Annotated in this window: 21 protein-coding genes; 4 read left to right on the top strand and 17 right to left on the bottom strand. The window is 44.6% G+C overall.

From position 1 onward, the window contains the following. Positions 1-43: 43 nt before the first annotated feature. A complete protein-coding gene (locus tag Q5076_RS06600) occupies positions 44-199 on the top strand; it encodes a hypothetical protein (protein ID WP_303011860.1) in 156 nt (51 codons plus the stop codon). Positions 200-258: 59 nt separating this feature from the next. On the opposite strand, the gene Q5076_RS06595 is transcribed toward Q5076_RS06600, so the two are convergent. From Q5076_RS06595 to epsC, 9 genes are all read right to left on the bottom strand, one after another. Beyond that, a complete protein-coding gene (locus tag Q5076_RS06595; RefSeq protein WP_303011859.1) occupies positions 259-1,002 on the bottom strand; it encodes a metal ABC transporter ATP-binding protein in 744 nt (247 codons plus the stop codon). Between the two features lie 41 nt (positions 1,003-1,043). Then, positions 1,044-1,967, bottom strand: coding sequence for a metal ABC transporter solute-binding protein, Zn/Mn family (locus tag Q5076_RS06590; RefSeq protein WP_303011858.1), 924 nt, complete (start codon positions 1,965-1,967; stop codon positions 1,044-1,046). Between the two features lie 115 nt (positions 1,968-2,082). After that, the gene (gene mnmD / locus Q5076_RS06585) at positions 2,083-2,778 is read right to left on the bottom strand and encodes a tRNA (5-methylaminomethyl-2-thiouridine)(34)-methyltransferase MnmD (RefSeq protein WP_303011881.1); all 696 of its coding nucleotides are present in this window, start codon (positions 2,776-2,778) and stop codon (positions 2,083-2,085) included. A gap of 46 nt (positions 2,779-2,824) precedes the next feature. Then, entirely contained in the window at positions 2,825-3,304 is a 480-nt protein-coding gene (locus tag Q5076_RS06580) for a YqaA family protein (RefSeq protein ID WP_303011857.1), read from the bottom strand. Beyond that, positions 3,289-4,299, bottom strand: coding sequence for a hypothetical protein (locus tag Q5076_RS06575; protein WP_303011855.1), 1,011 nt, complete (start codon positions 4,297-4,299; stop codon positions 3,289-3,291). Before Q5076_RS06575 ends, Q5076_RS06580 begins: the two co-directional genes overlap by 16 nt. Positions 4,300-4,358: 59 nt before the next feature. After that, a complete protein-coding gene (gene purD, locus Q5076_RS06570; RefSeq protein ID WP_303011854.1) occupies positions 4,359-5,633 on the bottom strand; it encodes a phosphoribosylamine--glycine ligase in 1,275 nt (424 codons plus the stop codon). Between the two features lie 84 nt (positions 5,634-5,717). Then, the gene (locus Q5076_RS06565; RefSeq protein ID WP_303011853.1) at positions 5,718-7,913 is read right to left on the bottom strand and encodes a DPP IV N-terminal domain-containing protein; all 2,196 of its coding nucleotides are present in this window, start codon (positions 7,911-7,913) and stop codon (positions 5,718-5,720) included. A 90-nt stretch (positions 7,914-8,003) separates the two neighbouring features. Further along, positions 8,004-9,419, bottom strand: coding sequence for a class I SAM-dependent RNA methyltransferase (locus Q5076_RS06560; RefSeq protein WP_303011852.1), 1,416 nt, complete (start codon positions 9,417-9,419; stop codon positions 8,004-8,006). 15 nt (positions 9,420-9,434) lie between these two features. Further along, entirely contained in the window at positions 9,435-10,340 is a 906-nt protein-coding gene (epsC, locus tag Q5076_RS06555; protein WP_303011850.1) for a serine O-acetyltransferase EpsC, read from the bottom strand. A 121-nt stretch (positions 10,341-10,461) separates the two neighbouring features. Here epsC and Q5076_RS06550 point away from each other — a divergent pair, with 121 nt between their 5' ends. Together Q5076_RS06550 and Q5076_RS06545 are read left to right on the top strand one after the other, a co-directional pair. Continuing rightward, a complete protein-coding gene (locus Q5076_RS06550) occupies positions 10,462-12,495 on the top strand; it encodes a histidine kinase (protein WP_303011849.1) in 2,034 nt (677 codons plus the stop codon). Continuing rightward, on the top strand, positions 12,492-13,268 hold the full coding sequence (locus Q5076_RS06545) for a LytTR family DNA-binding domain-containing protein (RefSeq protein ID WP_303011847.1): 777 nt from the start codon (positions 12,492-12,494) through the stop codon (positions 13,266-13,268). Before Q5076_RS06550 ends, Q5076_RS06545 begins: the two co-directional genes overlap by 4 nt. A 92-nt stretch (positions 13,269-13,360) precedes the next feature. On the opposite strand, the gene Q5076_RS06540 is transcribed toward Q5076_RS06545, so the two are convergent. Both Q5076_RS06540 and polA read right to left on the bottom strand, forming a co-directional pair. Further along, positions 13,361-13,759 (bottom strand): DUF3836 domain-containing protein, encoded by a 399-nt coding sequence (locus Q5076_RS06540; protein WP_303011846.1) that lies wholly within the window; start codon positions 13,757-13,759, stop codon positions 13,361-13,363. Between the two features lie 264 nt (positions 13,760-14,023). Next, positions 14,024-16,867, bottom strand: coding sequence for a DNA polymerase I (polA, locus tag Q5076_RS06535; RefSeq protein ID WP_303011845.1), 2,844 nt, complete (start codon positions 16,865-16,867; stop codon positions 14,024-14,026). A gap of 87 nt (positions 16,868-16,954) precedes the next feature. On the opposite strand from polA, the gene Q5076_RS06530 reads away from it, so the two are divergent. After that, complete coding sequence (locus Q5076_RS06530) at positions 16,955-17,929, top strand: polyprenyl synthetase family protein (RefSeq protein WP_303011843.1); 975 nt, start codon at positions 16,955-16,957, stop codon at positions 17,927-17,929. Here Q5076_RS06530 and Q5076_RS06525 read toward each other — a convergent pair. The 6 genes from Q5076_RS06525 to Q5076_RS06500 all read right to left on the bottom strand — a co-directional run bounded on the left by Q5076_RS06525 (position 17,905) and on the right by Q5076_RS06500 (position 23,669). After that, positions 17,905-18,612 (bottom strand): DUF1266 domain-containing protein, encoded by a 708-nt coding sequence (locus Q5076_RS06525; protein ID WP_303011879.1) that lies wholly within the window; start codon positions 18,610-18,612, stop codon positions 17,905-17,907. The two genes, Q5076_RS06530 and Q5076_RS06525, sit on opposite strands and share 25 nt — an antisense overlap. Positions 18,613-19,006: 394 nt before the next feature. Continuing rightward, positions 19,007-19,909 (bottom strand): deoxyribose-phosphate aldolase, encoded by a 903-nt coding sequence (gene deoC / locus Q5076_RS06520; RefSeq protein ID WP_303011841.1) that lies wholly within the window; start codon positions 19,907-19,909, stop codon positions 19,007-19,009. After that, positions 19,896-20,234, bottom strand: a complete 339-nt coding sequence (locus Q5076_RS06515; protein WP_303011840.1) for a nucleotide pyrophosphohydrolase — start codon at positions 20,232-20,234, stop codon at positions 19,896-19,898. Before Q5076_RS06515 ends, deoC begins: the two co-directional genes overlap by 14 nt. A 23-nt stretch (positions 20,235-20,257) precedes the next feature. Further along, complete coding sequence (gene dtd, locus Q5076_RS06510; protein ID WP_303011839.1) at positions 20,258-20,710, bottom strand: D-aminoacyl-tRNA deacylase; 453 nt, start codon at positions 20,708-20,710, stop codon at positions 20,258-20,260. Between the two features lie 229 nt (positions 20,711-20,939). Further along, a complete protein-coding gene (gene uvrC / locus Q5076_RS06505; protein ID WP_303011838.1) occupies positions 20,940-22,769 on the bottom strand; it encodes an excinuclease ABC subunit UvrC in 1,830 nt (609 codons plus the stop codon). A 369-nt stretch (positions 22,770-23,138) separates the two neighbouring features. Then, a complete protein-coding gene (locus Q5076_RS06500) occupies positions 23,139-23,669 on the bottom strand; it encodes an adenine phosphoribosyltransferase (RefSeq protein ID WP_303011837.1) in 531 nt (176 codons plus the stop codon). Positions 23,670-23,713: the final 44 nt, after the last annotated feature.

Below are 23,713 nucleotides of genomic sequence, written 5' to 3'. Positions count from 1 at the left end.
AGGATAATGAGGCAGAAAGTAAGAAATATTAAGTAACGGAGAGATGATTTATAAACTCTTCGGACGATGGGAGAGGCGGAATTGGCTTTGCGGGAAGGATAATTTCTTTTCTGAAAGACGGGGAACGGTTTGTAAAGAACTTGCGGCCGGCATGGCGGATGTCTGCCGCGGCCGTGCAGAGGGGCATGCCGGTTGGTAGATTTGAAAATACCGGGGGGAGAGGTGAATTTGCGGGTAAAGGGCAGGTGGAAGGGGGATTTAGTGGTGGTGATGTTCTCCCAGAATACGGTGCGGTAATGTTCCGTGCCCCAGCAGTTCGATAGGGCAGTTGAAATTCTTTTCCAGCCATTCGGTTGTGATGCCTGTATCCGGATGGTAATCCAGGGTTTCATTGACGCAGGCGATGGATTTTACTTGTTGCAGCACTGTACCGATGTCATGGCTGACAAGGATGATGGCGCATTCTTTGTTGATTTCTGCCAGTAGTTCGTAGAGACGCGCTTCGAAACGTTTGTCGATGTAGGTGCTGGGTTCGTCTAGTATGAGGACCGAGGGGTCGGAGATGATGGCCCGTCCGAGAAGGGCGCGTTGTAGCTGGCCGCCGCTTAGCCGGCCGATAGACCGGTGTTCCAGCCCTTCGAGCCCCATACGGGAGATAATTTGTTTGCCTTTTGCCTTTTCTTCGGGTGTGAACCGGGATGTGAGCGGTTTCTGGATACTTAGTCCGGACAGGATAACTTCTTCAACGGAAATGGGAAATTTCCGGTCGATAGTGCTATACTGGGGTAAGTAACCGAGTAAAGGCTTGCAGTGGTAGATAATTTCTCCTCCAGTGGGTTTCAACAAGCCGAGGATACACTTGACGAGTGTTGTCTTTCCGCCTCCGTTGGGACCGATAATTCCTAGGAAATCCCGTTCGTAGACGGAGAGATGGATATCGTGTAGGACATTGCGGCCGTCATACCCGGCAGAAAGATTCTTTATTTCGATAATCGGATTCATGGAACGGAACTTTTCAAGTTTTGTTTCTTCTGTTTTTTATGTTATCGCCGGATTGTCTCTTCTTCCGGTTCGCCGGGAGCGAGGGCTTCCGCTACATTCAGCATTTCCGTTTCCCAATCGTAACTGAGCGGATTGATGGGGACGACTTTGGTTCCGGTCTGCTGTGCGATGGTTTCTGCATTGCGTTTGTCGAATTCCGGTTGTACGAAGATGACTTGTACATTTTCTTCTTTACACAAATCTATCAGTCTTTTCAGGTGGGCGGGTGAGGGTTCTTTGCCGTCTTCTTCGATAGATATCTGGTGTAGTCCGTAATCGCGTGCGAAATAGGAGAGCGCCGGGTGGTAAATCATAAAGGATTTGGCGGCATCCGGAGCCGAGAGTTGGCGGCGAATCAGGCTGTCTGTTTGCTGAATGCGGTGGCAGAGCGAGTCGTAACGGTGTCTGTAATACGGTTGGTTGGCCTTGTCGAGCGTGCAAAGTGCTTTGTAGGTGTTGCCGGCAAGGATTAATGCGTTGTCTGTCGAGTTCCATATATGCGGTTCTACGGCATGGATATGACCGTCACGGCTGTGGCTGCTGCTGTTCAGAATCAGGTCTATGCCTTTGGAGGTATCGAATACTTGGATATGAGGGGTGTTGCTCATCAGCTTGTCCATCCATGTTTGTTCGAATCCTATGTAGCCGATGCGGAAATATGCCTTGCTGTTTCCGAGGGATATGAGTTGTTGCGGGACCGGGTCGTAGGTTTCCGGGCTGGAACCTTTGGGAACCATGCTGATTACCGTGAATTTGTCGCCGGCAATGGCTTCCGTGAGGTAACGCTGGGGTTCCAGTGTGACGGTAATGACCGGCTTTTCTCTTTCGGGCTCATTGCTTTTGGACAAACGTCCGGTACAGGCTGCCAATAGGAGGCAGGAGCTGAACAGGATTAGTTTCTTCATATTTTGCAGTTGTTTTTTCATGACTTCTTTATATTTCGGGTTTTCTGATTTATTTCGTTTTTACTTCGGGTTCTTAATTTCTTGTTCTTGTCTTTTGATTTTTAATTTTTCTGTTTTCCGGTTTTTCTTTTGTTTTTTATTCCGGTTTTCTTGCCCGCAGGATTTCCCGTTTTCCGCCCGGTGGTCCGGGAAGGCGTTCTACGATGAATCCCGCTGTTTGCAACATCCGCCGGACGATGCCTTTGGCACAGTAGGTAGTCAGGATTCCGTTGTTGTTTAATAAAACGTAAAGGCGGTTGAATAGTTCTTGCGACCACATTTCCGGTTGCTTTTCCGGGGCGAATGCGTCGAAGTAGATGATGTCCGGCGCATAGCCGGTATTTTTCACCCATTCATTGGCGTCTGCCTGTATTTTCCGCAGGATGAAGTACGGGGTGATTGTTGTCTCTTCTTCCCATGGTGAGGTATGGAATCGTTTGAATAGTTCGGTAGCCGGTTGTGGCTTGCCGTCGATAGTGAATGATTTATCGGCGGAAATGTATTCCAGTTGTTCGACTGTTTCCCAGGTTAGCGGGTAGAGTTCCAGTCCGGTGTAATGGACGTTCCGTTTACTTTTTTCTGCCTCTTCAAAGGTGAGCCAGGCATTCAGTCCGGTTCCGAAACCGATTTCCAGGATGTGGAGATGGGAGAGGGCGGAGGCTTTCAGGCCCATGTTGATGAAAATGTGCCGGGATTCTGTACGCGCTCCTTTGGTTGAATGATAGTGTTCATTCAATTCTGGTACGAATAAAGTGGCGCTTCCGTCATCGGTTTTTTCAATAATCCTTTTCATCATGCAATCTCTGATAATTAACTTTCATACTTGTTGTGTAAACATTCTATCCTGCTACGATGTTCCATGCATTTTCCAGTACATATAGGAGAAGGATGTAGCGTATCAGTTTTCCGGTGAACATGGAGGTTACCGTGAGCAGTGTATTGCTTCGCATGAATCCCAATGCAATGGCGATTACTTCTCCGATGGCCGGAAGGAACGTGAAAAATGCCATAAGCGCTCCTTTCCCTTGCAGGAAGGCAATCATTTTGTCTACTTTCTCTTTTTTTACTTTGAAATATTTTTCTATCCAGCTTACTTTCCCCAGACGTCCCATATAATAGCAGGTCATTCCGCCGACCGTATTTCCCAAAACTGCGGATAACAGGCAAGCGGTGGGGGGAAGTCCCAGCTTTATCAGCGCTACCAAAACGAGTTCGGAGCTGAAAGGTATTATGCTTCCTGCAAGTAAGGCCGAGATGAATAATCCCGGCAATCCCCATTCGATGAGGAGCTGTACGGTTGAATCTATAAAAGCGTCCATATGTTAAAACCGAATAAGAGGATGAGACCGGCCAGCGAGATGATGAAAAACAGGTTGGATGCCTTACTGCCGGTCAGTACGAAAAAGTGTCCGACCAGGATGCTGTTGCCGATTATGAGCAATGGCAATAGATTGGTGCAATATGCCGGTTGAAGGGCTATGAGCAGAAAAAGGAAGATATTCAGATCGATAAGGAATTGCAGGTAGGCGCGGGTACGTATTTTGTCCTCGAATCCTGCAATGATACAGTGGGCGGCGCTGACAATGAACAGTACGAGCAGATAACCGATGATGGCCAGCTCCCAGGGTTGGAGGATTTCTATGTCGAATATCTTGCCGAAGGTGGCCAATTCGGTGAACGGACGGTAGAACAACTCCATTTGTCCGTAAAAGAACGCATGCCCGAATAAAAACCAGTAGGGTAATGTCCAGCCTAACAGTGCGCCGCAGAAGCTACGGAATTTGAGTGACTGGAAACGGTAGGCTTCGAATATCCAGAGTACCGAAAGGAAGGTGAGCTGTGGAAAAAGAAGGCTTCCCGCTCCGATAAAGAGGAAGGAATAGAACAGGTAGCCGGCTGCCTGTGCCTGTTGGTAACTCTTGAATAGGAAATAGACCGAGAAAAGAAAAGCGAGAGAGGCGATATCTCCCGCATATAACAGATGCATTGCCGGACAGACGGTGACAAGCAGAAAGTAAATAGCTGTCTGCATGGAGGCCCGCGTGCGGATGATGGCGAACCGGTTGTTCAACTCTATCAGGATGTAACCGATAATGGCATAAATCAGGTAGCTGACAATCCGTTCGGTCCACGGGGGGAGTAGTAGGCTGCGGGTAGACTGCCAAAGGGAAAGGCTGCTTTCTCCGGCGGAAGACGCGGGGGGGCCGGGCAACAGAAAAGAAGTCAGTACCCAGCAAAGGGTACAGATAAGGATAATGACAGGCAGGGTCCATCTGCCTGTCGTTATTTGGTTTTGCAATCCTTTATTTCTCATTTGTCTTCGTTCTCGGCCGGCGGTTATTTTCTACTTTGCGGTATGCTTGTCCGGAATTCTTATAGGTCAAAACCGATGTCACGGCGGAAGTATTTCTTGTCGAAGTCGATCATCTCCGCTACTTTGTAGCTTTGTGCCAATGCTTCTTCCTTAGTGGCTCCGTAAGAACAGACGGCAATGACACGCCCGCCGTTTGTGACTACCTGTCCGTCTTTCATGGCTGTCCCGGCATGGAAGATGATGCTTTCCGTTGCGGCTGCTTGTTTCAAACCGTTGATGGGGAATCCTTTTTCGTAGGTTTCCGGATAGCCGCCGCTGACGAGGATGACACAACCTGCCGAACGTGGGTCTGTTACCAGGAGCTTCTCATTCAGATTTCCTGCGGCTGTGCCTTCTAGCAGTTCTACGAGGTCGCTCTGTATGCGGAGCATGACGCTTTCGGTTTCCGGGTCACCCATGCGGACGTTGTACTCGATTACCATCGGTTCTCCTTTCACGCTGATTAGCCCCAGGAAGATGAAGCCTTTATATACGATGTTTTCTTTTTTCAATCCGTTGATGGTAGGTTCGATGATACGGGTACGGACTTTTTCCATGAATGCTTCGTCAGCAAACGGGACGGGGGTCACACTGCCCATACCGCCGGTATTCAACCCTTTGTCTCCTTCTCCGATACGTTTGTAGTCTTTGGCTACAGGAAGGACTTTGTAATTTTCTCCGTCGGTCAGGACAAATACGGAGCATTCGATGCCGCTTAGAAATTCTTCAATGACGACTGTTGATGATGCTGAGCCGAACATGCCGCCGAGCATCTCTTTCAACTCTGTTTTGGCTTCGTCCAGGGTAGGAAGGATTAGTACGCCTTTCCCGGCACAGAGGCCGTCGGCTTTCAATACGTAAGGGGCTTCCAGCGTTTCCAGAAATGCAAGCCCCTCTTCAAGATTGTCGGAAGTGATGCTTTTATAACGGGCTGTCGGAATGTGGTGACGCATCATGAATCCTTTCGCAAACTCCTTGCTTCCTTCCAGTTGCGCTCCTTGAGCGGAGGGACCGATAACGGCAATGTGTTTGAGTTCCGTGCGGTTCTGGAAATAGTCGTAGATTCCTTTTACCAGCGGGTCTTCGGGACCTACTACTATCATGTCGATATTTTCTTTCAGGGCGAATGCGCCGATGGCATCGAAATCGGTTGCCTTGATGTTGACATTTTCACCTGTGGCGGCCGTTCCGGCATTTCCCGGAGCGATATACAGTTTTTCTACTTTTGGACTTTGGGCAATTTTCCATGCCAGTGCATGTTCGCGGCCGCCCGAGCCTAGCAATAAAATTTTCATCTTTATACTGTTATAAATTATACTGTTACGTATTCATGCACAATTATTCTATGTTGTCTCTCACTTCCTGTATGAAGATGTTTTTTATAGGTTCTGCTCGAAATACCGGGTGATTTTCTCATGCAGGTGTACGCGGTCGCGGCCTGATACATTGTGCTTGTGGCACGGGTAGATGAACAGGTCGGGATAGGTGCGGGCATCTATACAGGCTTTCATGAACGATAGGGTATGTTGGGGTACGCAAGTGTCGTCATGGTCGTCATGGATGATAAGCAGGTGTCCTTTCAGTTGTCCGGCCAGATTTTTCAGGTCGCATTCTTTGTAGCCTTCCGGATTGGTTTCCGGCGTATCCATGTAACGTTCGCCGTACATTACCTCGTAGTATTTCCAGTCGATAACGGGACCTCCGGCTACGCCGACCTTGAATATTTCCGGATAACGGAGCAACAGGGCTGTAGTCATGTGTCCTCCGAAGCTCCATCCGTGTACGCCGATTCGTTCACTGTCTATATAGGGAAGCGATTTCAGAAATTCGACGCCTTTCACCTGGTCTTTGCCTTCTTCAATACCCAGATGCCGGAAGGTGACGTTTTCAAATTCCAGTCCGCGGTTACTGCTTCCGCGATTGTCGATTGTGAACATGATGTAGCCTTTGTTTGCCATGTAAGTATCCCATCCGCGGGCGCCGTTCAGCCATCCTCCGGTGACACATTGGGCATGAGGGCCTCCGTAAACGTAGACAATGGCCGGATATTTTTTATTCGGGTCGAAGTCTGCCGGTTTCATCAGGCGGTAATGGAGGCTGGTGGTTCCGTCGGCTGCTTTGATGGTGCCCGTTTCAATGCTTGGCATTCGGTAATTTTTGTAGGGGCTTTCTGCAGTCAACAGGTTGGCGCTCTCTTTAAAATTCTTTGTGTCTGTCAAGTTGATGACACGCGGTTGGTCTTTGGTGGAATACCGGTCAATGAGGTATGTTCCGGAAGCGTTAAGCGTTCCGCCGTGTTCACTTTCTTTGCATTCGCTGAACGGACGGTTCATTTTTCCACTGTTTGCGTTGACTGCAAAATGCCCGCTCTTTAAGCCTTCTCTGGCAGTAAAGATGATTTCTTTCTTTTTTGCATTGAATCCTAGGATTTCGCTAACCAGCCAATTTCCTTTGGTTAGTTGTTTTACCTTGCAATATTGGCGGTAAGTGCCTCCCGCGGCGGAAGGATGGCTTTCCGGCTCTGTTTTCGTGCGGGTATCGAAAAGATAGAGGTGATTGTAACCGTCCCGTTGGCTTTGATAAACGAATTTGGCGGCGTCCCAAGGCAGAAAAAGGATGGGATTCTGGGGTTCTACGTATTTCGGGTGTGTTTCTTCATACAGGATTTGCAGCAGTTTGCCTGTTTCTGTATCATACTGGCAAAGTTTAGCATGGTTCTGGTCCCGGTTTACTTCAATCAGGTAGATGCTTTTTTCATCCGGCGCCCAACTGATGTTTGTAAAATAACGGTCGGTAGGGTCGCCTGCGTCCAGGTAGATGCTTTTTTGGGTCATGGGGTTGTAAATGCCTACTGTTACCTGATGGCTTGTCATTCCCGCCATCGGATAACGGACATTGTTGACTTCTCCTATACGTGCGGTAATGTCTACGAGCGGGTACTGTGTCACCATTCTTTCATCCATGCGGTAGAAAGCCAGCAGGTTTCCTTTCGGGCTCCAGAATGTGCCTTTGTTGATGCCGAATTCGTTGCGGTGTACGGTCTGGCCACAGACGATGCCTTCCGGTTCGTCGGTTACTGCCTGTTCGTTGACATATAGGTTGTTGCCTATCGTATAGGCTATTTTTCCGTTGGCTGCGCAATAATCTTCGTTGGCTGTTTTGGCTTTCGGTTGCAGGGTGCTGATAATCCGGTTGTCTTTGAAGTCATATACGATGTATTTGCCTGCTGTGTTCAGTAACATTTGCGGTTTGTCCGCCCATAGGAAACGGACGGAATACAGGTGTGGCAGTTTTCCTGCGTTGTTTTCCGCAAGTACTTTGTTGATTTGTTCGCGGGTGACGAGTACCGTTTCTTTTCCCGTTTGAGGGCGAATCGAATAAACGGTGTCTATGCCGGGTTTGATGCACTCATCTCCCCACCATTGCAGTCCGTACAGGTTTTCTGCGTAAAGGTAGCTTTCGCCGCCGGGAATCAGCTCTTCCAGCGTCAGCTTTTTAGTTTCTTGTGCCATAACATTGATTACGATTGGGATTGCCAACAATAATAAGATGGCTCTTTTTCCAATTCTACTCATTGTTCTTTTCTTTAATTATTTGTTTTTAGTTTTTCTGTCTTTCGTTTGTCCGGAGAAGTTTTTACCCCTATCGGGGAACCGGGAGTTCGTTTATTCTTCTTTCTTTTTCGGAATTCTCGGTTCCCGGTTTCCTCTGAACTCTCTCAATATGCCCGGTTCTTTCCTGCTGCGGAATTCTCCCTGCTGTTTCCTGTCTTTGCTTCCTTCCCGGTTGAAGGTTCTCTCTTCCCGCCGAGGCTTGTGTTCTTTCTCTTTGCGGGGACTGAAATTCCCTTCTCGCCGGGGCCTGTATTCTTTTCTTTCCCTGAATCCGTCAGGCTTCTCCTCTTCGCCTTCTTTTCCGTTTTCTCCTTCCTGACTTTTGAATTCTTTGTATTTTCCGTCGAAAATTTCGTATTTACGGAATTCGCATTCCAAGGCACCATTGAACAAGGGTGTCTTCTGGCTGGGTTTCAGGCCGATTTGGTCGAAACATTCTTCCCGGTACGAGAGTACCCATGCTTCATTTCCTGCAAATGCGTGTTTCAGGCGCTCACCAATCATCTGGTATAGTCCGAGCAAATCACTGGTGGAGATACGTTCTCCGTAAGGCGGATTGGTAATGATGATTGATTTTTCCTTCGGCTGTTCGAACTGCTGGAATGGTTGCAGTTTCAGCACTACATCTTTCGAGACGCCTGCCGCCTTTATATTATGGGTTGCGATTTCATTTGCTTTCGGACTGTTGTCGTATCCGTAAATTTTATGGGCGAATGTGCGTTCCTGGCTGTCGTCATTATATATTTCGTCAAACATGTCCGCATCGAAATCTACCCATTTCTCAAATGCGAATTCTTTACGGAACACTCCCGGAGCGATATTTCTTGCTATCAATGCCGCTTCGATGGGGATAGTGCCCGAACCGCACATCGGGTCAATCAGGTCACATTCTCCACGCCATCCGGTCATCAGAATCATACCGGCGGCTAAAACTTCATTCAAGGGGGCTTCCACGGCTTCCTGGCGATAGCCGCGGCGGTGGAGCGATTCGCCTGAAGAATCCAAAGATAGTGTGCAGGTAGTCTGTGCGATGTGGATATTCAGCAATACGTCCGGCTTGCTGATACGCACTGACGGGCGTTTTCCCGTCTTTTCACGGAAATAGTCGGCAATCGCGTCTTTTACCTTGTATGACACGAATTTCGAATGGCGGAACTCTTCACTGAATATTACTGCATCTACCGCGAATGTCTTGTTTACATCGAGATATTCCTCCCAAGGAATTGCCTGTATTTCGTTGTAAACTTCGTCGGCATCCTTGGCTGTGAATGTTTTGATTGGTTTCAAGATACGGATGGCAGTGCGAAGGCAGAAGTTGGCCTTATACATCATGCGTTTGTCTCCTGTGAATGCAACCATTCGCCGGCCTATTTGGATATCGTTGGCTCCTAACGCCGTCAGTTCTTCTGCAAGTACTTCTTCCAATCCCTGGAAGGTCTTGGCTATCATCTCGAATTGTTCGCTCATATATAGTTATTGGTTTTATTTTTTTGCTTTGGTTTGTACTATTTTGGCTCCTGCCGGCACGTTTTCCGTTACCCAGATGTTACCTCCTACTGTTGCATCATGCCCGATAGTGATTCTTCCCAGGATGGTAGCGTTGGAGTAAACGATGACATTGTCTTCCAATATCGGGTGGCGGGGAATGCCTTTGATAGGTTTCCCGTCGGCATCCAGCGGGAAACTTTTTGCTCCCAGGGTGACTCCCTGGTATAGTTTGACATTGTTGCCGATGATACTTGTTGCACCGATTACGACACCTGTTCCATGGTCGATAGTGAAATGGCTGCCTATTTTTGCGCCCGGATGAATGTCGATGCCCGTTTCGCTGTGTGCCATTTCCGTAATGATACGGGGAATCAGGGGAACACCCAGTTCCAGCAGTTCGTGTGCAATACGGTAGTTGCTGATGGCTTTGATGGCCGGGTAGCAGAAAATTACTTCTCCGTAGCTTTCGGCAGCCGGATCACCGTTATAAGCGGCCTCTACATCGGTTGCCAGAATTTTCCGCATAGCCGGCAGCTTGCTGATGAATTTGGCGGCAAGGCGGGCGGCTTTTTCCCTTTCGGAATCGGAACACGTGTTGCATCTTCCTTCCACGCCGATTCCGAAACATAACCCGGCGAGAATCTGCTCGGAGAGCAGGTTGAATAATTTTTCAATGTTTACGCCGATGTGGTAGTTAATTGTCCGGCTGTTGATGGTTGAATTACCGTAATATCCGGGAAAGAGGATAGAGCGCGAAAGCTCGATAATTTCGTATAAGACTTTAGCGGATGGCAGCGGTTCGCCATCTTTATGTTGATGAAACAGCCCTTTGTAAGATTCGCTTTCCGATAGCTCATCGACTGCCTGTGTCAAAATGTGGGTGAAGTTCAGTGGACTCATTAGGTCATTTGCTCATATTTATATGGGGACAAAGGTATTAAAAAAATAATAAAATTCGTTGGGATTCAGGATAAATAAATGTATTTTTGTCACATTCAAAACATACAAGAATAAGGGGCTGATGAATTGGGAGACTACTATGAAGCTATTTGGTTTACTTGTTTTTTTGCTGTTATTGTATTGCGGATGTGCCGACAAACATCGTCACACGGCTTTTTATGGGCAGGAATTTGTTGATTCTGTGGAAGTCCGCGTACAAGATTCTCTATTTTCCAATGTGCTTTATTCCCGTTCGTTGTTACGTGATGCATTGGTACAGGCACAGGATTCACAAGTCTATTACCGTCTGCTCGCAATGTATGGGAAGACTTTTTTTGTCTCTTCCGATTTCGATTCGATTCTTTATTATAACCGTAAAGTGAAAGAATTTTCCCGTAATGTCCTCGGATATCCGGAATGGAACGACGTGCTTTCGGATGTTTATAACGTGGAAGGAAATATATGGATGCAGTTGAATCATCCTGATTCTGCAATCATTGATTACGGGAAAGCTTATGCATACCGCTTGAAGGGAAAGAAGTTGCATCTTCTCCCCGATATTTGTATCAATACGGCAGACGCTTATTTGCATCGCGGGGATTTGATACATACTGCTTCGTATTACCGGCGTGCTTTGTTCCTCTGTGATTCGTTGAAATTGTCGGAACATACTAAGTTTCCTATTTATTACGGATTGGGGCAAACTTATATGGATTTACGTGACTTTGATTTGTCTAACCGTTATTATGAAATGGCTGGAAAATTTTTTGATGAAATGAATGTGGGTGAACGGTGGACCTATCTCAATAACCGCGGAAACCATTATTATTACCGGAAAGACTATTGGAAAGCTCTGGATTATATGCGTCGGGCCAATGCATTGGTGTCTGCCCATCCCCAAATGGTATTTGAACAAAACTTTGTCAAGGTGAATCTGGGAGAGTTGTATTTGCTGACCGATAATTTGGATTCCGCACAGATTTGCCTGGATGATAGTTATCGTTTCTTTTCTAAAATACGGCATAATTCCGCTGTGTATTATATCGAAACTCAAATGATTGAACTGGCCTTGAAGAAAGGAGATCTGTCTCATGCACACAAGATGATAGAAAAGACTATCCCTGTGGGGCATCTCGATGCTAATATGCTGACTATACGTAACCAGTATCTCCAGCATTATTTTGAACGCACCGGTGATTACCGCCGTGCCTATGAGTACTTGAAGCGGGATTGGCATTTGAATGATTCGATTCGCAGCGAGCGGGTACGGACACGTGTGGCGGAACTGGATATGCGTTACCGGCAGGATACTATTGTGCTGCGTAAGGAGATGCAGATTCAGCGACAGGCGGGAGAGATGAAGGCGTTGAAGTTGAGTGTATATATCTGGGTGCTTGTCTGTGTGTTGCTCCTTGCCGGGACAGGAGGTGTCATTTGGTATATGCGGAAAAAAAGGGAATTTCTCCGTGAACGATTCTTCAGGCAGATTAACCGTGTCCGTATGGAAAATTTAAGGAGCAGGATTTCTCCTCATTTCACTTTCAATGTACTGGGGCGTGAAATCAATCAGTTTAGAGGTTCGGAGGAGGCTAAGAACCATTTGATGGAATTGGTGAAGTATTTGCGGCGGAGCCTTGAACTGACGGAAAAGCTGAGTGTTTCCTTGCAGGATGAACTGGACTTTGTGTGTTCATATATCAACCTTGAAAGAGAACGGGTCGGCGAAGGATTCACTGTAACGGTCACGGTAGAGGACGGAGTGGATACAGGACGGGTTATGGTTCCTTCCATGATTGTACAAATCCCCGTGGAAAATGCAATCAAGCACGGATTGGCGGGAAGGGATGGAGAAAAGGAGTTGACGGTGCGTGTTTTCCGAGAAGAAAATGGGGTCTGTATCACGGTCCGGGACAATGGATACGGCTATTTTCCGCAAGCTACTTCGACAGCACGGGGGACGGGTACCGGGTTGAAGGTTCTTTATCGGACTATTCAACTGTTGAATACGAAAAATAAAAGTGATAAGATACGTTTTGATATAGCTAACAGAAACGATGGGCAAACCGGTACGTTCGTGTCGGTGTATGTCCCGTTTCGTTTTTCTTATGATTTATGATGGAGACAGAAGCTAAGTATAAGGTAGTCATTGTTGATGACGAACGCTCTGCAATCGATACTCTGCGGCAGGAATTGGAATCTTATCGTGAGTTTGAGGTAAGAGGGGTTGCGGGTAATGGTGCAAAAGGGAAAAGAATGATTATGGAGTTACGTCCGGATTTGCTGTTTCTTGACGTAGAGCTACCGGATATATTGGGGCTTAACTTGCTGAGCGAGCTGAGGAATGAGATATTGTGGGATATGAAAGTGGTGTTTTACACGTCCTATGATAAATATCTGCTTCAAGCTTTACGGGAGTCGGCATTTGACTTTTTGTTGAAACCTTTTGAAGCGGAAGATTTGAAGGTAATCATAGAACGTTATCGGAAAACTGTCACCACAGCATTGCTTTCACCTCCTTCTTTTGCTTCTTCTATCACTGCGTTGATGCCCCAGCAGGGTATGTTTATGATTAGTACGGTGACAGGTTTTAAACTGTTGCGGCTGGAAGAAATCGGTTTTTTTGAGTATCTCAAAGAGAAGCGGCAGTGGCAGGTCGTTTTGTTTAATCAGACTCGGCTGAACCTGAAACGAAATACGAAAGCTGAGGATATTATTAGTTATTCACAGGCTTTTGTGCAAATTAGCCAGTCTGCTATTGTAAATGTTAATTATCTTGCTATGATTGATGGAAAATGTTGCCAGATGTATCCTCCTTTCCATGATAAGGCTGATTTGATAATTTCCAGGAGTTTTCTCAAGGAGCTGCAGGAACGCTTTTTTGTCTTGTAATATGTATATCATCCTGTAAAATGAAAGCGCTACTTCTTCATCAGGGGCAGCGCTTTTCTTTTGTTAGAATATTAGAATGAGAGAGAGTTTTGTTACATGGTTGTTTTGTCTATTGTAATGGTCATTTCAGGAACCAGTACATAGGCATGTTTCTTAGAATTCCATTTATAATAAGTGGTGGTGACGGTTTTACCTTCATAAGTATAGGTGATGCGTATGTCCTTTATCCATTCGTCTTTCCGACTGTCCCATTTCAGGGTTTCGCTTTCGGTCATGCGTTTGCTGTCGTCATATTTATAGTTGTATTTCATATAATTGGCAAGTGCGTTTCCATTCATTTTATAGACGGTCTGGCCTATTGTTACCCCATCTTTTTCTATCGGATTGTAAATCAATTGTCCATCGTAGGAATTACGTGCGGAAACAGTGAAAGATACAAAGAGAAGAATGGCAGTTAGGGCGAATATCTTTAGAGTTACTTTTGTTTTCATGGTTATTTGTTTTTTTAATTGTACTTTCGTTTATCTGCTGGTATCTTGTTTTTACTCCGCAAAATTACATATTAATTTTATATTTATGCATATTTAATAATGGATATTATCAAAATGTCAGGTACAAGCCGTTGTATTGCCTTGCTTTTTGGTAATGTTAGTGATAAAAAAATATCCGGCAGTCAGTCCGCCGGATATAGAATGAATCATTTCGTTTAAAAAGAAAACTTTTTTCTTGCTTTCTGGATAGTGAGTTAAATAATGTTAGTGAGCTTCAAGCCAATTTTTCCCCCATCCGCAATCTGCTTTCAAGGGGACATGCATACGATATGCATGTTCCATTTCTTCGATTACGATTTCTTCTACACGTTCTTTTTCGTCGATGGGGACGCTGAAATTCAATTCGTCATGTACCTGTAAAATCATTTTGGCTTGTATCCCTTCTGCCTGGAAACGTTGATAGATGCGTGCCATAGCCACTTTAATGATATCTGCCGCACTTCCCTGTATCGGCGCATTGATGGCATTCCGTTCTGCATATCCGCGTACAACGGCATTTCGTGAATTGATATCGGGCAGGAAACGTTTCCGGTGGAAAATCGTTTCTACATAGCCTTTTTCCTGTGCTACTTGGATACTTTTGTCCATGTATGCCTTTACTCCCGGATAAGTTGCAAAATAACCGTCGATAAGCTCTTTTGCTTCTTTCCGCTCTACATTCATCCGTTCGGCAAGGCCGAATACGGATATACCGTAGATGATGCCGAAGTTTGCTGTTTTGGCTTTACGGCGCATGTCTGCATCTACTTCTTTTAATTCGGTTTTATAAATTTTGGAGGCCGTGGCGGCATGGATATCATGGTTGCTGAGGAATGCGTCAATCATGTTTTTATCTTCACTCAGGTGTGCCATAATGCGCAGTTCGATTTGTGAATAGTCGGCGGAGAAGAAAAGGCATCCTTCATCGGGGATGAATGCTTTGCGGATTTCTTTTCCGTTTTCGTCACGGATAGGGATGTTTTGTAAGTTCGGATTGCTTGAACTTAGGCGTCCGGTTGCAGTGACGGTCTGGTTGAAAGAAGTGTGTACCCGCCCCGTACGCGGGTTGATAAGTTGGGGGAGTGCATCGATGTAAGTTCCCAGTAGCTTTTTCAATCCCCGGTGTTCCAGGATTTTTTCTACTACGGGATGTTTGTGGCGGAGACTTTCAAGTACTTCTTCCGAAGTGACATACTGTCCGGTTTTGGTTTTTTTCGCTTTTTCTACGATTTTCAGTTTGTCGAATAATACTTCTCCGACTTGTTTGGGTGAAGCGATATTAAAAGTTTCTCCTGCCAGTTGGTAAATTTCTTTTTCAATGTTTTCCATCTGTGCCGTAAAATGGGCGGAAGATTGTTTTAATGCCTCCGTATCCAGCAGGACACCGTTCCGTTCTATGTTGACCAGTACCGGGACGAGCGGCATCTCTATATCGTAGAACAGGCGTTCGGCATCATTTTCCTTTAATTCTTTTTCCAGGATATTTTTTAGTTTCAACGTTACATCCGCATCCTCACAAGCGTAGAGATAAACGTCTTTCGGGTCCAGGTCTCGCATGTTTTTCTGATTTTTTCCTTTCGGCCCTATCAATTCATCGATATGGATGGTACGGTAGTGCAAATAGATTTCGGCAAGATAATCCATTCCGTGGCGGAGTTCCGGTTGGAGAACATAGTGGGCAATCATCGTATCGAAAAGCGGGCCTTTAACTGTTACGCCGTAATTTTGGAGGATAATCATGTCGTATTTGATATTCTGTCCGATTTTTAACGTTGTCTCATTTTCGAATACCGGACGAAATTCATGAACGATTTTTGAGGCTTCATCCCGATTGGCCGGGACCGGTACGTAAAAAGCTTGATTTTCGGCGATGGAAAAACTCATTCCTACCAATTCAGCATCCATCGGTTCTGTTCCGGTAGTCTCCGTGTCTAACGAGAGAATTTTCGATGTAAGTAACTTTTGAATAATTTCGGTTCTTTTTTCTTCTGTATCAATGAGTTGGTAGTCATAAAGGAGCGAATCTAACGTCTCTAGATTTGAATTTTTGTTTTCGCCCGGCCCATCGTCCGTAAAATTTGCAAATAAATCGCCTTGTACGGCTTCACTTTCCCCGGAAAAAAGCGGGAGAGGAGGGAGGTCTTTTTTTTCGGTGGCAGTTTTGTTGGCAGTTCCTGTCCCGTTGCCGGAATTCTCCTTTTTGAGTACACGGTCGATAAGCGTCCGGAATTCCAGTTCTTCGAAAATCTGCCGGAGTGATTCTTCATCCGCCTGTTCACGGACGAGCAGGTCCATTTCAAGCTGGATGGGCACGTCGATTTTGATAGTGGCAAGGAATTTCGAGAAAGTAATCTGTTCACGGTTTGTTTCCACTTTTGTTTTCAGCGCTCCTTTAAGACGGTCGGTGTGTGCCAACAGATTTTCGATACTTCCGAATTCGGCAATTAGCTTCTGGGCTGTTTTTTCTCCTACTCCGGGGCAACCGGGGATATTGTCGGAAGAGTCACCCATCAAACCGAGCATGTCTATTACTTGTACAGGAGACTCAATATCGAATTTGGCTTTTACTTCTTCAATACCCATAATCTCAAATCCTCCTGTGTGTTTGGGACGGTACATAAATACCTTTTCGCTTACCAGTTGCCCGTAATCCTTATCGGGAGTCATCATGTAAGTAGTGATTCCCCTGCGTCCCGCTTCGGTGGCGAGAGTGCCTATCACATCATCGGCTTCATAGCCGGCAACTTCTAGAATAGGGATGCGATAAGCCCGGATAATATCTTTTATGATAGGTACGGAAAGACGGATTACTTCCGGAGTCTCTTCACGTTGCGCTTTATACTGCTCGAATGCTTCGTGCCGGAAAGTCGGTCCGGAAGGGTCGAAGGCGACCCCTATATGTGTCGGATTTTCTTTTTTCAGCACTTCTTCAAGAGTGTTGACGAACCCTAAGATAGCTGAAGTGTTGAACCCTTTGGAATTGATTCTGGGATTCTTGATAAAGGCATAGTAAGCCCGGTATATTAATGCGTAAGCGTCTAAAAGAAATAATTTATTGTCTGACTCCATAGATTTTATTAATTTTTCATGGTAAAAGTACAAAAAAATACCGTATTAAGCGTTTTATTATTACTTTTGTGCTCAAATTGTGCATGAATGGACAGCATTTCTATTATTAGAACACCGATTGAAACGGAATTGGAGGCTTTTAAAAAACTTTATGACAGTTCTCTTTCCAGTTCGAATTCACTGCTTGATAGCGTAGTAACCCATATACGCCAACGTAGTGGGAAGATGATGCGTCCTATTCTCGTCTTGTTGGTGGCTCGTCTTTACGGGGCGGTATGCCCTGCCACCCTTCATGCGGCAGTTTCCCTGGAACTCCTTCATAATGCCAGTTTGGTGCACGATGACGTGGTGGATGAAAGTACCGAGCGTCGAGGGCAATTGTCTGTGAATGCCATTTTTAATAATAAGGTTGCCGTATTGACAGGAGATTATTTGTTGGCGACGAGCCTTGTACATGCCGAGCTGACAGATAGCCTTCAGATTATCCGGCTGGTATCTTCTTTGGGGCAGGACCTTGCTGACGGCGAATTGCTCCAGCTTTCAAATGTAAGTAATCATAGTTTTTCGGAGACGATTTATTTTGATGTGATTCGTAAAAAAACGGCCGCTCTTTTTGCTGCTTGTACGGAAGCGGCAGCTTATTCGGTCGGAGTGAATGAAGAAGAAGTCCGTTTTGCCCGGTTATTGGGTGAATACATCGGTATCTGTTTTCAGATTAAAGACGATATATTCGATTATTTCGATAATAAGGAAATCGGTAAGCCGACGGGGAACGATATGCTTGAAGGCAAGTTGACATTACCTGCCTTGCATGTGTTGAATGAAGCGGGTAATAGTCGGGCCACGGAGATTGCGATTAAAGTGAAAGACGGGACGGCTACTTTCGATGAAATAGCCTATTTAATCGCATTTACCAAAGAAAAGGGTGGGATTGAATATGCTGTCCGGATGATGAATGTGTATAAACAGAAGGCTTTTGAACTCTTGGCTGCTTTGCCGGATTCCGATGTATGTGTAGCTCTCCGTTCTTATCTGGATTATGTTGTTGACCGTGAGAAATGAATTCGTTTCCGGTGTTTGCCTAGAAGTGAATAGCATGCCAATAAGTAGTCCCAGTCTTCTATTCTTTCCGATTGCATAGCTTTTCCCAGAAGGAAACTTTTGTCTATTTCTTCTGTTGAACGGAAAATTCCGGAACATATTGTTTCTGCTTGTTCGATGTATTCCCAAGCCTGTTTTTTATTTATGTATCCACTTTCATGGGCGGCGCGGGAGAGGCTGATGAGTACGCCCATATCCCATGCGGCAACTCCTCTTTCCAAATCATTTATCCATATAATCGGATCTCTTCTTTCTTCCGTATATTTTACAAATCTGTATAAGTTGTTTCCTAGCTGTATGAAACGTTCCACTCCAAAGAAACGTTCGTGGATGATGGTGTCGAATTCACGGATATTGTTTGCCGAGAGCAGGCAGGGGAGGATGGTTTGATAGGGAATCCTGTCTCCCTCAGTCAACAGGAATTGTAGTAATCCGGTGACGGACTCCGTATCTGTACAATGGAACTCTTCCGATAACAGGTCTGCCAGTTTCTGAGAATGGACGCCTGTTTCTATGGAATTAAGATAAAATCCTTTTAATATGGCTTCCATGTAACCGATACGCAATCCCCGTCTTCTTTTAGTTCTGAGAACAAGAGCTAGGGGGTTGTGGTTGAATCGTAAGACTTGAGTTTGTATGTCCATCTTTATACTCTGGTTAAAATCATCGAAAAGCGTGAGAACTGTTGCCATATATCTTTCCTGAGGCTTCGGCAAGCCGTTATGAAAATACAAGCAACAGTCTCACGTTCCATTCGATATATATAACAACAGTATATACATGAAAGTGCGTGAGTCCCGTTTGCTTATTACCATTCATAACTTTGAATTTTGCCGAATTCCAGGATTTGGTAATAAATGAAACGTTCTCTGATACAATTGCTTAGCTACACTTATATAGCTATATTTCTGGCAAAGATAGTTATTTTGTGAAAGCTTGTGTAGCTATTTTTGTTTTTCTTGAATAAAAAATACCGCATCAGTTCCCGTAGATGCGGGAGCTGTGCGGTAAGGCATATTTGATTGCTTGTGAGCCTTGTTAGAAGAACTTTATTTCCTCTCCTTTGATGTCGGAGAGAAGCAGGTTTGCCAGGCGGCTTGTGCCGAGGCGGAATAGCCGGTTGTCCAACCATTCTTCGCCTAATATTTCTTTTACAATGGTGTAGTAGATAATGGCGTCATTGACAGTATTGATTCCTCCTGCCGGCTTGAAACCGGTCTTGTTGCCTGTCTTCTGATAGTACTCTTTGATAGCTTCGCACATTACATAAGCGGCTTCCGGAGTAGCGGCGGGTTGTTGCTTTCCGGTAGATGTTTTAATGAAATCCGCACCGGAATACATGGATAGAATAGAGGCTTTCTTGATGTTGGAAGCACTCTTTAATGCACCTGTTTCGAGGATTACCTTTAAGTGGCGTTCTTTACAGACTTCTTTTAGTTCTTGTATTTCTTCACACATAGTCTCATAATCGCCGTTCAAGAATTTGCCTGCTGAAATAACCATATCTATTTCGTCTGCGCCTTCTGCAATAGCCAGTGCGGTTTCTGCTACTTTTACTTCAATGAATGTCTGGGATGAAGGGAATCCTCCTGATACACAGGCTATATTGACACCATCCACTTCTAGTGTGTTCTTGACAATGGCGGCAAAATTCGGATATACACAGATAGCCGCTACGTTTTTCAAGTCGGGAAATTCATCGTCGAACCGGTTTACCTTTTCTGTGAACCGCATTACGCTTTCGTCGTTATCCGTACTGTTCAGGGTAGTCAGGTCAATGCAATTGAATAGGAATTTTTTGACTTCTTCCGTATTGTTTTCCGGTACTTTCTTTTCAATCAGACTGGCTACGCGGGCTTGGATATCGGCATCACTCAGATTGGTATCGTACTTTGCCAATGCGGCGTTATACTTGTTAGACAGTGAGTTATTCTCCTTCATGATTATTCAATTTTGGGTTATTGATATGTCTTTTGTTATCTCGTTTCGTTTTCTTCTCCATGCTTTTTTGAAGGGCGCTAGTGACATCTACACCTGTCTGGTTGGCAATGCACAGGAGTACCCATAGGACATCGGCTATTTCTTCTTCCAGGTTATCCTTTTCGCCTTCTTTAAAAGATTGATCGCCGTATTTACGGGCCATGATACGTGCTAATTCCCCGACCTCTTCCGTCAGGACAGCCATATTGGTTAATTCGCTGAAGTAGCGGACACCGTATGTCTTTACCCATTTATCTACCTGTTTCTGAGCTTCTTCCAGAGTCATAATGTATATATGAGGTTAAAAGGTTATTCTTTATTTTTCGTATCTATAAGTATAGTAACAGGACCATCGTTCAAAAGTTCTACCTTCATGTCTGCTCCGAAGGTTCCGGTACCGATTTCTTTGCCTAATGTACTGCTCAAATCTTTGCAGAATCGTTCGTAAAGCGGAACTGATATTTCCGGTTTGGCAGCCTTGATGTAGGAAGGCCGATTCCCTTTTTTGGTAGAAGCATGTAAAGTGAATTGGCTGACTACCAGGATTTCGCCTCCGTCTTCTAAAACGGACTTGTTCATTACGCCGTTTTCATCATCGAAAATGCGCAAATTTACAATCTTTTTACAGAGCCAATCAATGTCCTCTTGTCCGTCGGCTTCTTCAATGCCGACCAGTATCATCATTCCTTTTCCGATGGAAGACTTATAATGCCCTCCGATGGTAACTGATGCACGGCTTACCCGTTGTATGACTACTCGCATTGTTATATAATCTCGTTATTATATAATTTATTTATGGTTATGCAAGGCAAATTTACAAAAATCAATAGAGAAAGCGATGAATTTACCGGAAAATATTATAAGTATCGTCCTGAAACTTGTTTGCTGTTTTGCAGAATCCGCAGGTGTCATCGGGTATGGCTATTCGCTCGTGTCAGGTTTGATACTGTTGTCGCCGGTAGCGGCCTTTGACTTTTTGTACCGTCATCTGTTAGTTGTCAGCCAGCCCTTCTTTCACGATTCTGGCTTTTGCTTCTCCGATAACGGCTGCGATGTTTTCCGCAGATGCTTCTCTGATTCGCTTTACACTCTTGAATTCTTTTAAAAGAGCAGTTTTGGTCTTTTCTCCAATTCCCTTGATATTATCCAATGCTGACGCAACCTGCCGTTTACTGCGCTTATCACGGTGGAAACTGATGGCAAAACGGTGTACTTCATCTTGTATCTGTGTTAACAGGCGAAACAGCGGACTATGTTGTTTGATACCGATAGTTTGCGGAGGAAAACCGAATAACAGCTCTGATGTGCGGTGGCGGTTGTCTTTAGCCAATCCGGCAATGGGTATATTCAGTTGTAATTCGTCCTCAATCACCTCTCTGACGACTTCCATTTGTCCTTTTCCGCCGTCAGTGATAATCAGATCGGGTAGAGGAGAGGCTTCTTCAATCGCGCGTTGATAACGCCTCCTGACAACCTCTTTCATGGAAGCATAATCATCAGGACCCACTACTGTTTTTATATTGTATTTCCGGTAATCTTTTTTCGACGGCTTGGCCTTTTTGAATACTACACAGGCTGCTACGGCATCGGAACCCTGTATGTTGGAGTTATCAAAACATTCGATTTGCAGAGGCGGTTTTTCCAGATGGAGTTCCTGCTGTATCTCTTTCATCAGGCGCATGTTTCTTTGTTCCGGATTCAGTTTTTCCGCTTGTTTCAGGCGGTCGGCCTTATACTGTTTTACGTTTAGGATGGAAAGTTCTAGCAATTTCTTTTTATCTCCTCGTTGGGGCACGGTGAAAACGACATTGTTTAGCTCCATATCCAGCTCGAAAGGAACGATAATCTCTCTTGACCGGCTCTTGTAGCGTTCCCGCATTTCTATAATGCCGAGTGTCAGCAATTCCTCTTTAGATTCGTTCAGTTTCTTCTTGTATTCGAATGTGAACGCTTGGTTGATGGCTCCGTTTGTAATGTGCAGATAGTTGATGAAAGCGGAATTTGTATCATCTTCTTCGATTGAAAAGACATCGATATTATGCAAAACTGCACTTACTACCTCTGATTTTGAACGGTAGTTCTCTATTAAGATATACTTCTCTTTAATCTTTTGCGCTTCTTCAAATTTCATTTCAGCAGCCAACCCTTGCATCTTTTCTAATAGCATACGGCTGATTTCTTGTGTATTTCCTTTTAGGATTTCCTTGATTTCGTCTATATTTCTTAAGTATTCTTCCTGCGATTGGAGCCCGATGCAAGGACCTGCACAGTTCTTTATATGATATTCCAGGCATACATTGAATTTTCCTGCCCGTATATTTTCCGGGCTGAGGTTCAGAGGGCAGGTACGCAAAGGGTAGAGATGTTTTATTAGGTCCAATACGGCATACATCGAAGGAATGTGGCTGTATGGACCATAGTAGGAAGACCCGTTTCTGATGATTTTTCGAGTTTTGAATACTCTTGGAAAATATTCGTTCTGTACGCAGATGGAAGGATAAGTCTTGTCATCCTTCAACAGGACATTGTAGCGCGGTTTATATTTTTTTATCAGGTTGTTTTCCAGCAGCAACGCATCTTCTTCCGTATTAACCACGATATACCGTATATCGGCAATTTTACTGACTAATACTCGTGTTTTTCCAGGCTCATGTTCCTTACTGAAATAGGAATATACTCTTTTTTTTAGATTTTTAGCCTTTCCAACATATATAATTGTCCCTTCCGTGTTCAGATATTGGTAGATACCTGGCTTTTCCGGAAGGTTGGCTACAATTCCTTTTAAGTATTCATTCGTTTTACTTCCCGTTTCTGTATTCATAATCTTTAGAATGAAATGGCTGAAATGAAAAAGAGATATTGTTGTAATTCCATAAATCTGTCCGGTCATTGTCTAAAATACCATGAAGAATCTCTTCCTTTTTTATAACGGTAAAAGATAAATTCTTCATGGCGTTTTGCTACAGGTGACAAGTCAATAAGACAAGCTTTGCTTGTGCAATATCCTTTGCAAACTTACATATAAATATTGATTTATATGTTTTCCGAATAGAGAAACCTGCTTTCTTTATCACAAAAGGGCCGTTTATACTGCCAGAAATACAAATGTCTGTTATAAATGAATTTATGAAACAGACTTATGAATCCGTTTTAAAACCTTCTTGTTAAAGTTGATTTGTAAAACGGGGTTTTATAGCTCCAATACAGATGCCACTTCTGTATTATCTCCGAATACGGATTTACCATTCAGATCTTTCAACTCAATGATAAAGTTGACATATACTTTCTTCGGCTTTAATTTCTTTACCAATTCACAAGCCGCTTTCATGGTTCCCCCTGTAGCCAGCAAGTCATCATGCAGAAGCACAATGTCATTTTCGTCTAGTGCATCTTTATGTATTTGTACGGTATCTTTCCCGTATTCTTTATCATAGCTTTCTTCGATTGTCTCTGCTGGAAGTTTGCCGGGTTTACGGATGGGGACGAAGCCGGCATTCAATCGGGTGGCTAAGATAGGTCCCATGATAAAACCTCTTGATTCTATTCCTACTACTTTAGTAATTCCTTTATCCTTATACATTTCAAACATGATGTCTGATAATTCCTGTAGACACCACGGGTCTTTGAATAGAGTCGTAACATCGTAAAACAGAATACCGGGTATTGGAAAATCTGGAATTTCTCGAATGCTTTTGATTAATGTTTCTTTGCTCATAATCATTGAATTATATCGTTTCTTTAAATGTTTTGTTTCACGTGAAACGT

Origin of the sequence: uncultured Bacteroides sp. (assembly GCF_958445495.1) — a bacterium.
Lineage (GTDB): Bacteria > Bacteroidota > Bacteroidia > Bacteroidales > Bacteroidaceae > Bacteroides.
Note: the sequence above shows the minus strand (reverse complement) of the source record. Positions and strands in the feature narration are given on the sequence as shown.

Coding starts and splice junctions, on each gene's coding strand:
- Q5076_RS06600 (WP_303011860.1), top strand. CDS start 44: ATGATTTATAAACTCTTCGGACGATGGGAGAGGCGGAATTGGCTTTGC.
- Q5076_RS06595 (WP_303011859.1), bottom strand. CDS start 1,002: ATGAATCCGATTATCGAAATAAAGAATCTTTCTGCCGGGTATGACGGC.
- Q5076_RS06590 (WP_303011858.1), bottom strand. CDS start 1,967: ATGAAAAAACAACTGCAAAATATGAAGAAACTAATCCTGTTCAGCTCC.
- mnmD (WP_303011881.1), bottom strand. CDS start 2,778: ATGAAAAGGATTATTGAAAAAACCGATGACGGAAGCGCCACTTTATTC.
- Q5076_RS06580 (WP_303011857.1), bottom strand. CDS start 3,304: ATGGACGCTTTTATAGATTCAACCGTACAGCTCCTCATCGAATGGGGA.
- Q5076_RS06575 (WP_303011855.1), bottom strand. CDS start 4,299: ATGAGAAATAAAGGATTGCAAAACCAAATAACGACAGGCAGATGGACC.
- purD (WP_303011854.1), bottom strand. CDS start 5,633: ATGAAAATTTTATTGCTAGGCTCGGGCGGCCGCGAACATGCACTGGCA.
- Q5076_RS06565 (WP_303011853.1), bottom strand. CDS start 7,913: ATGAGTAGAATTGGAAAAAGAGCCATCTTATTATTGTTGGCAATCCCA.
- Q5076_RS06560 (WP_303011852.1), bottom strand. CDS start 9,419: ATGAGCGAACAATTCGAGATGATAGCCAAGACCTTCCAGGGATTGGAA.
- epsC (WP_303011850.1), bottom strand. CDS start 10,340: ATGAGTCCACTGAACTTCACCCACATTTTGACACAGGCAGTCGATGAG.
- Q5076_RS06550 (WP_303011849.1), top strand. CDS start 10,462: ATGAATTGGGAGACTACTATGAAGCTATTTGGTTTACTTGTTTTTTTG.
- Q5076_RS06545 (WP_303011847.1), top strand. CDS start 12,492: ATGATGGAGACAGAAGCTAAGTATAAGGTAGTCATTGTTGATGACGAA.
- Q5076_RS06540 (WP_303011846.1), bottom strand. CDS start 13,759: ATGAAAACAAAAGTAACTCTAAAGATATTCGCCCTAACTGCCATTCTT.
- polA (WP_303011845.1), bottom strand. CDS start 16,867: ATGGAGTCAGACAATAAATTATTTCTTTTAGACGCTTACGCATTAATA.
- Q5076_RS06530 (WP_303011843.1), top strand. CDS start 16,955: ATGGACAGCATTTCTATTATTAGAACACCGATTGAAACGGAATTGGAG.
- Q5076_RS06525 (WP_303011879.1), bottom strand. CDS start 18,612: ATGGACATACAAACTCAAGTCTTACGATTCAACCACAACCCCCTAGCT.
- deoC (WP_303011841.1), bottom strand. CDS start 19,909: ATGAAGGAGAATAACTCACTGTCTAACAAGTATAACGCCGCATTGGCA.
- Q5076_RS06515 (WP_303011840.1), bottom strand. CDS start 20,234: ATGACTCTGGAAGAAGCTCAGAAACAGGTAGATAAATGGGTAAAGACA.
- dtd (WP_303011839.1), bottom strand. CDS start 20,710: ATGCGAGTAGTCATACAACGGGTAAGCCGTGCATCAGTTACCATCGGA.
- uvrC (WP_303011838.1), bottom strand. CDS start 22,769: ATGAATACAGAAACGGGAAGTAAAACGAATGAATACTTAAAAGGAATT.
- Q5076_RS06500 (WP_303011837.1), bottom strand. CDS start 23,669: ATGATTATGAGCAAAGAAACATTAATCAAAAGCATTCGAGAAATTCCA.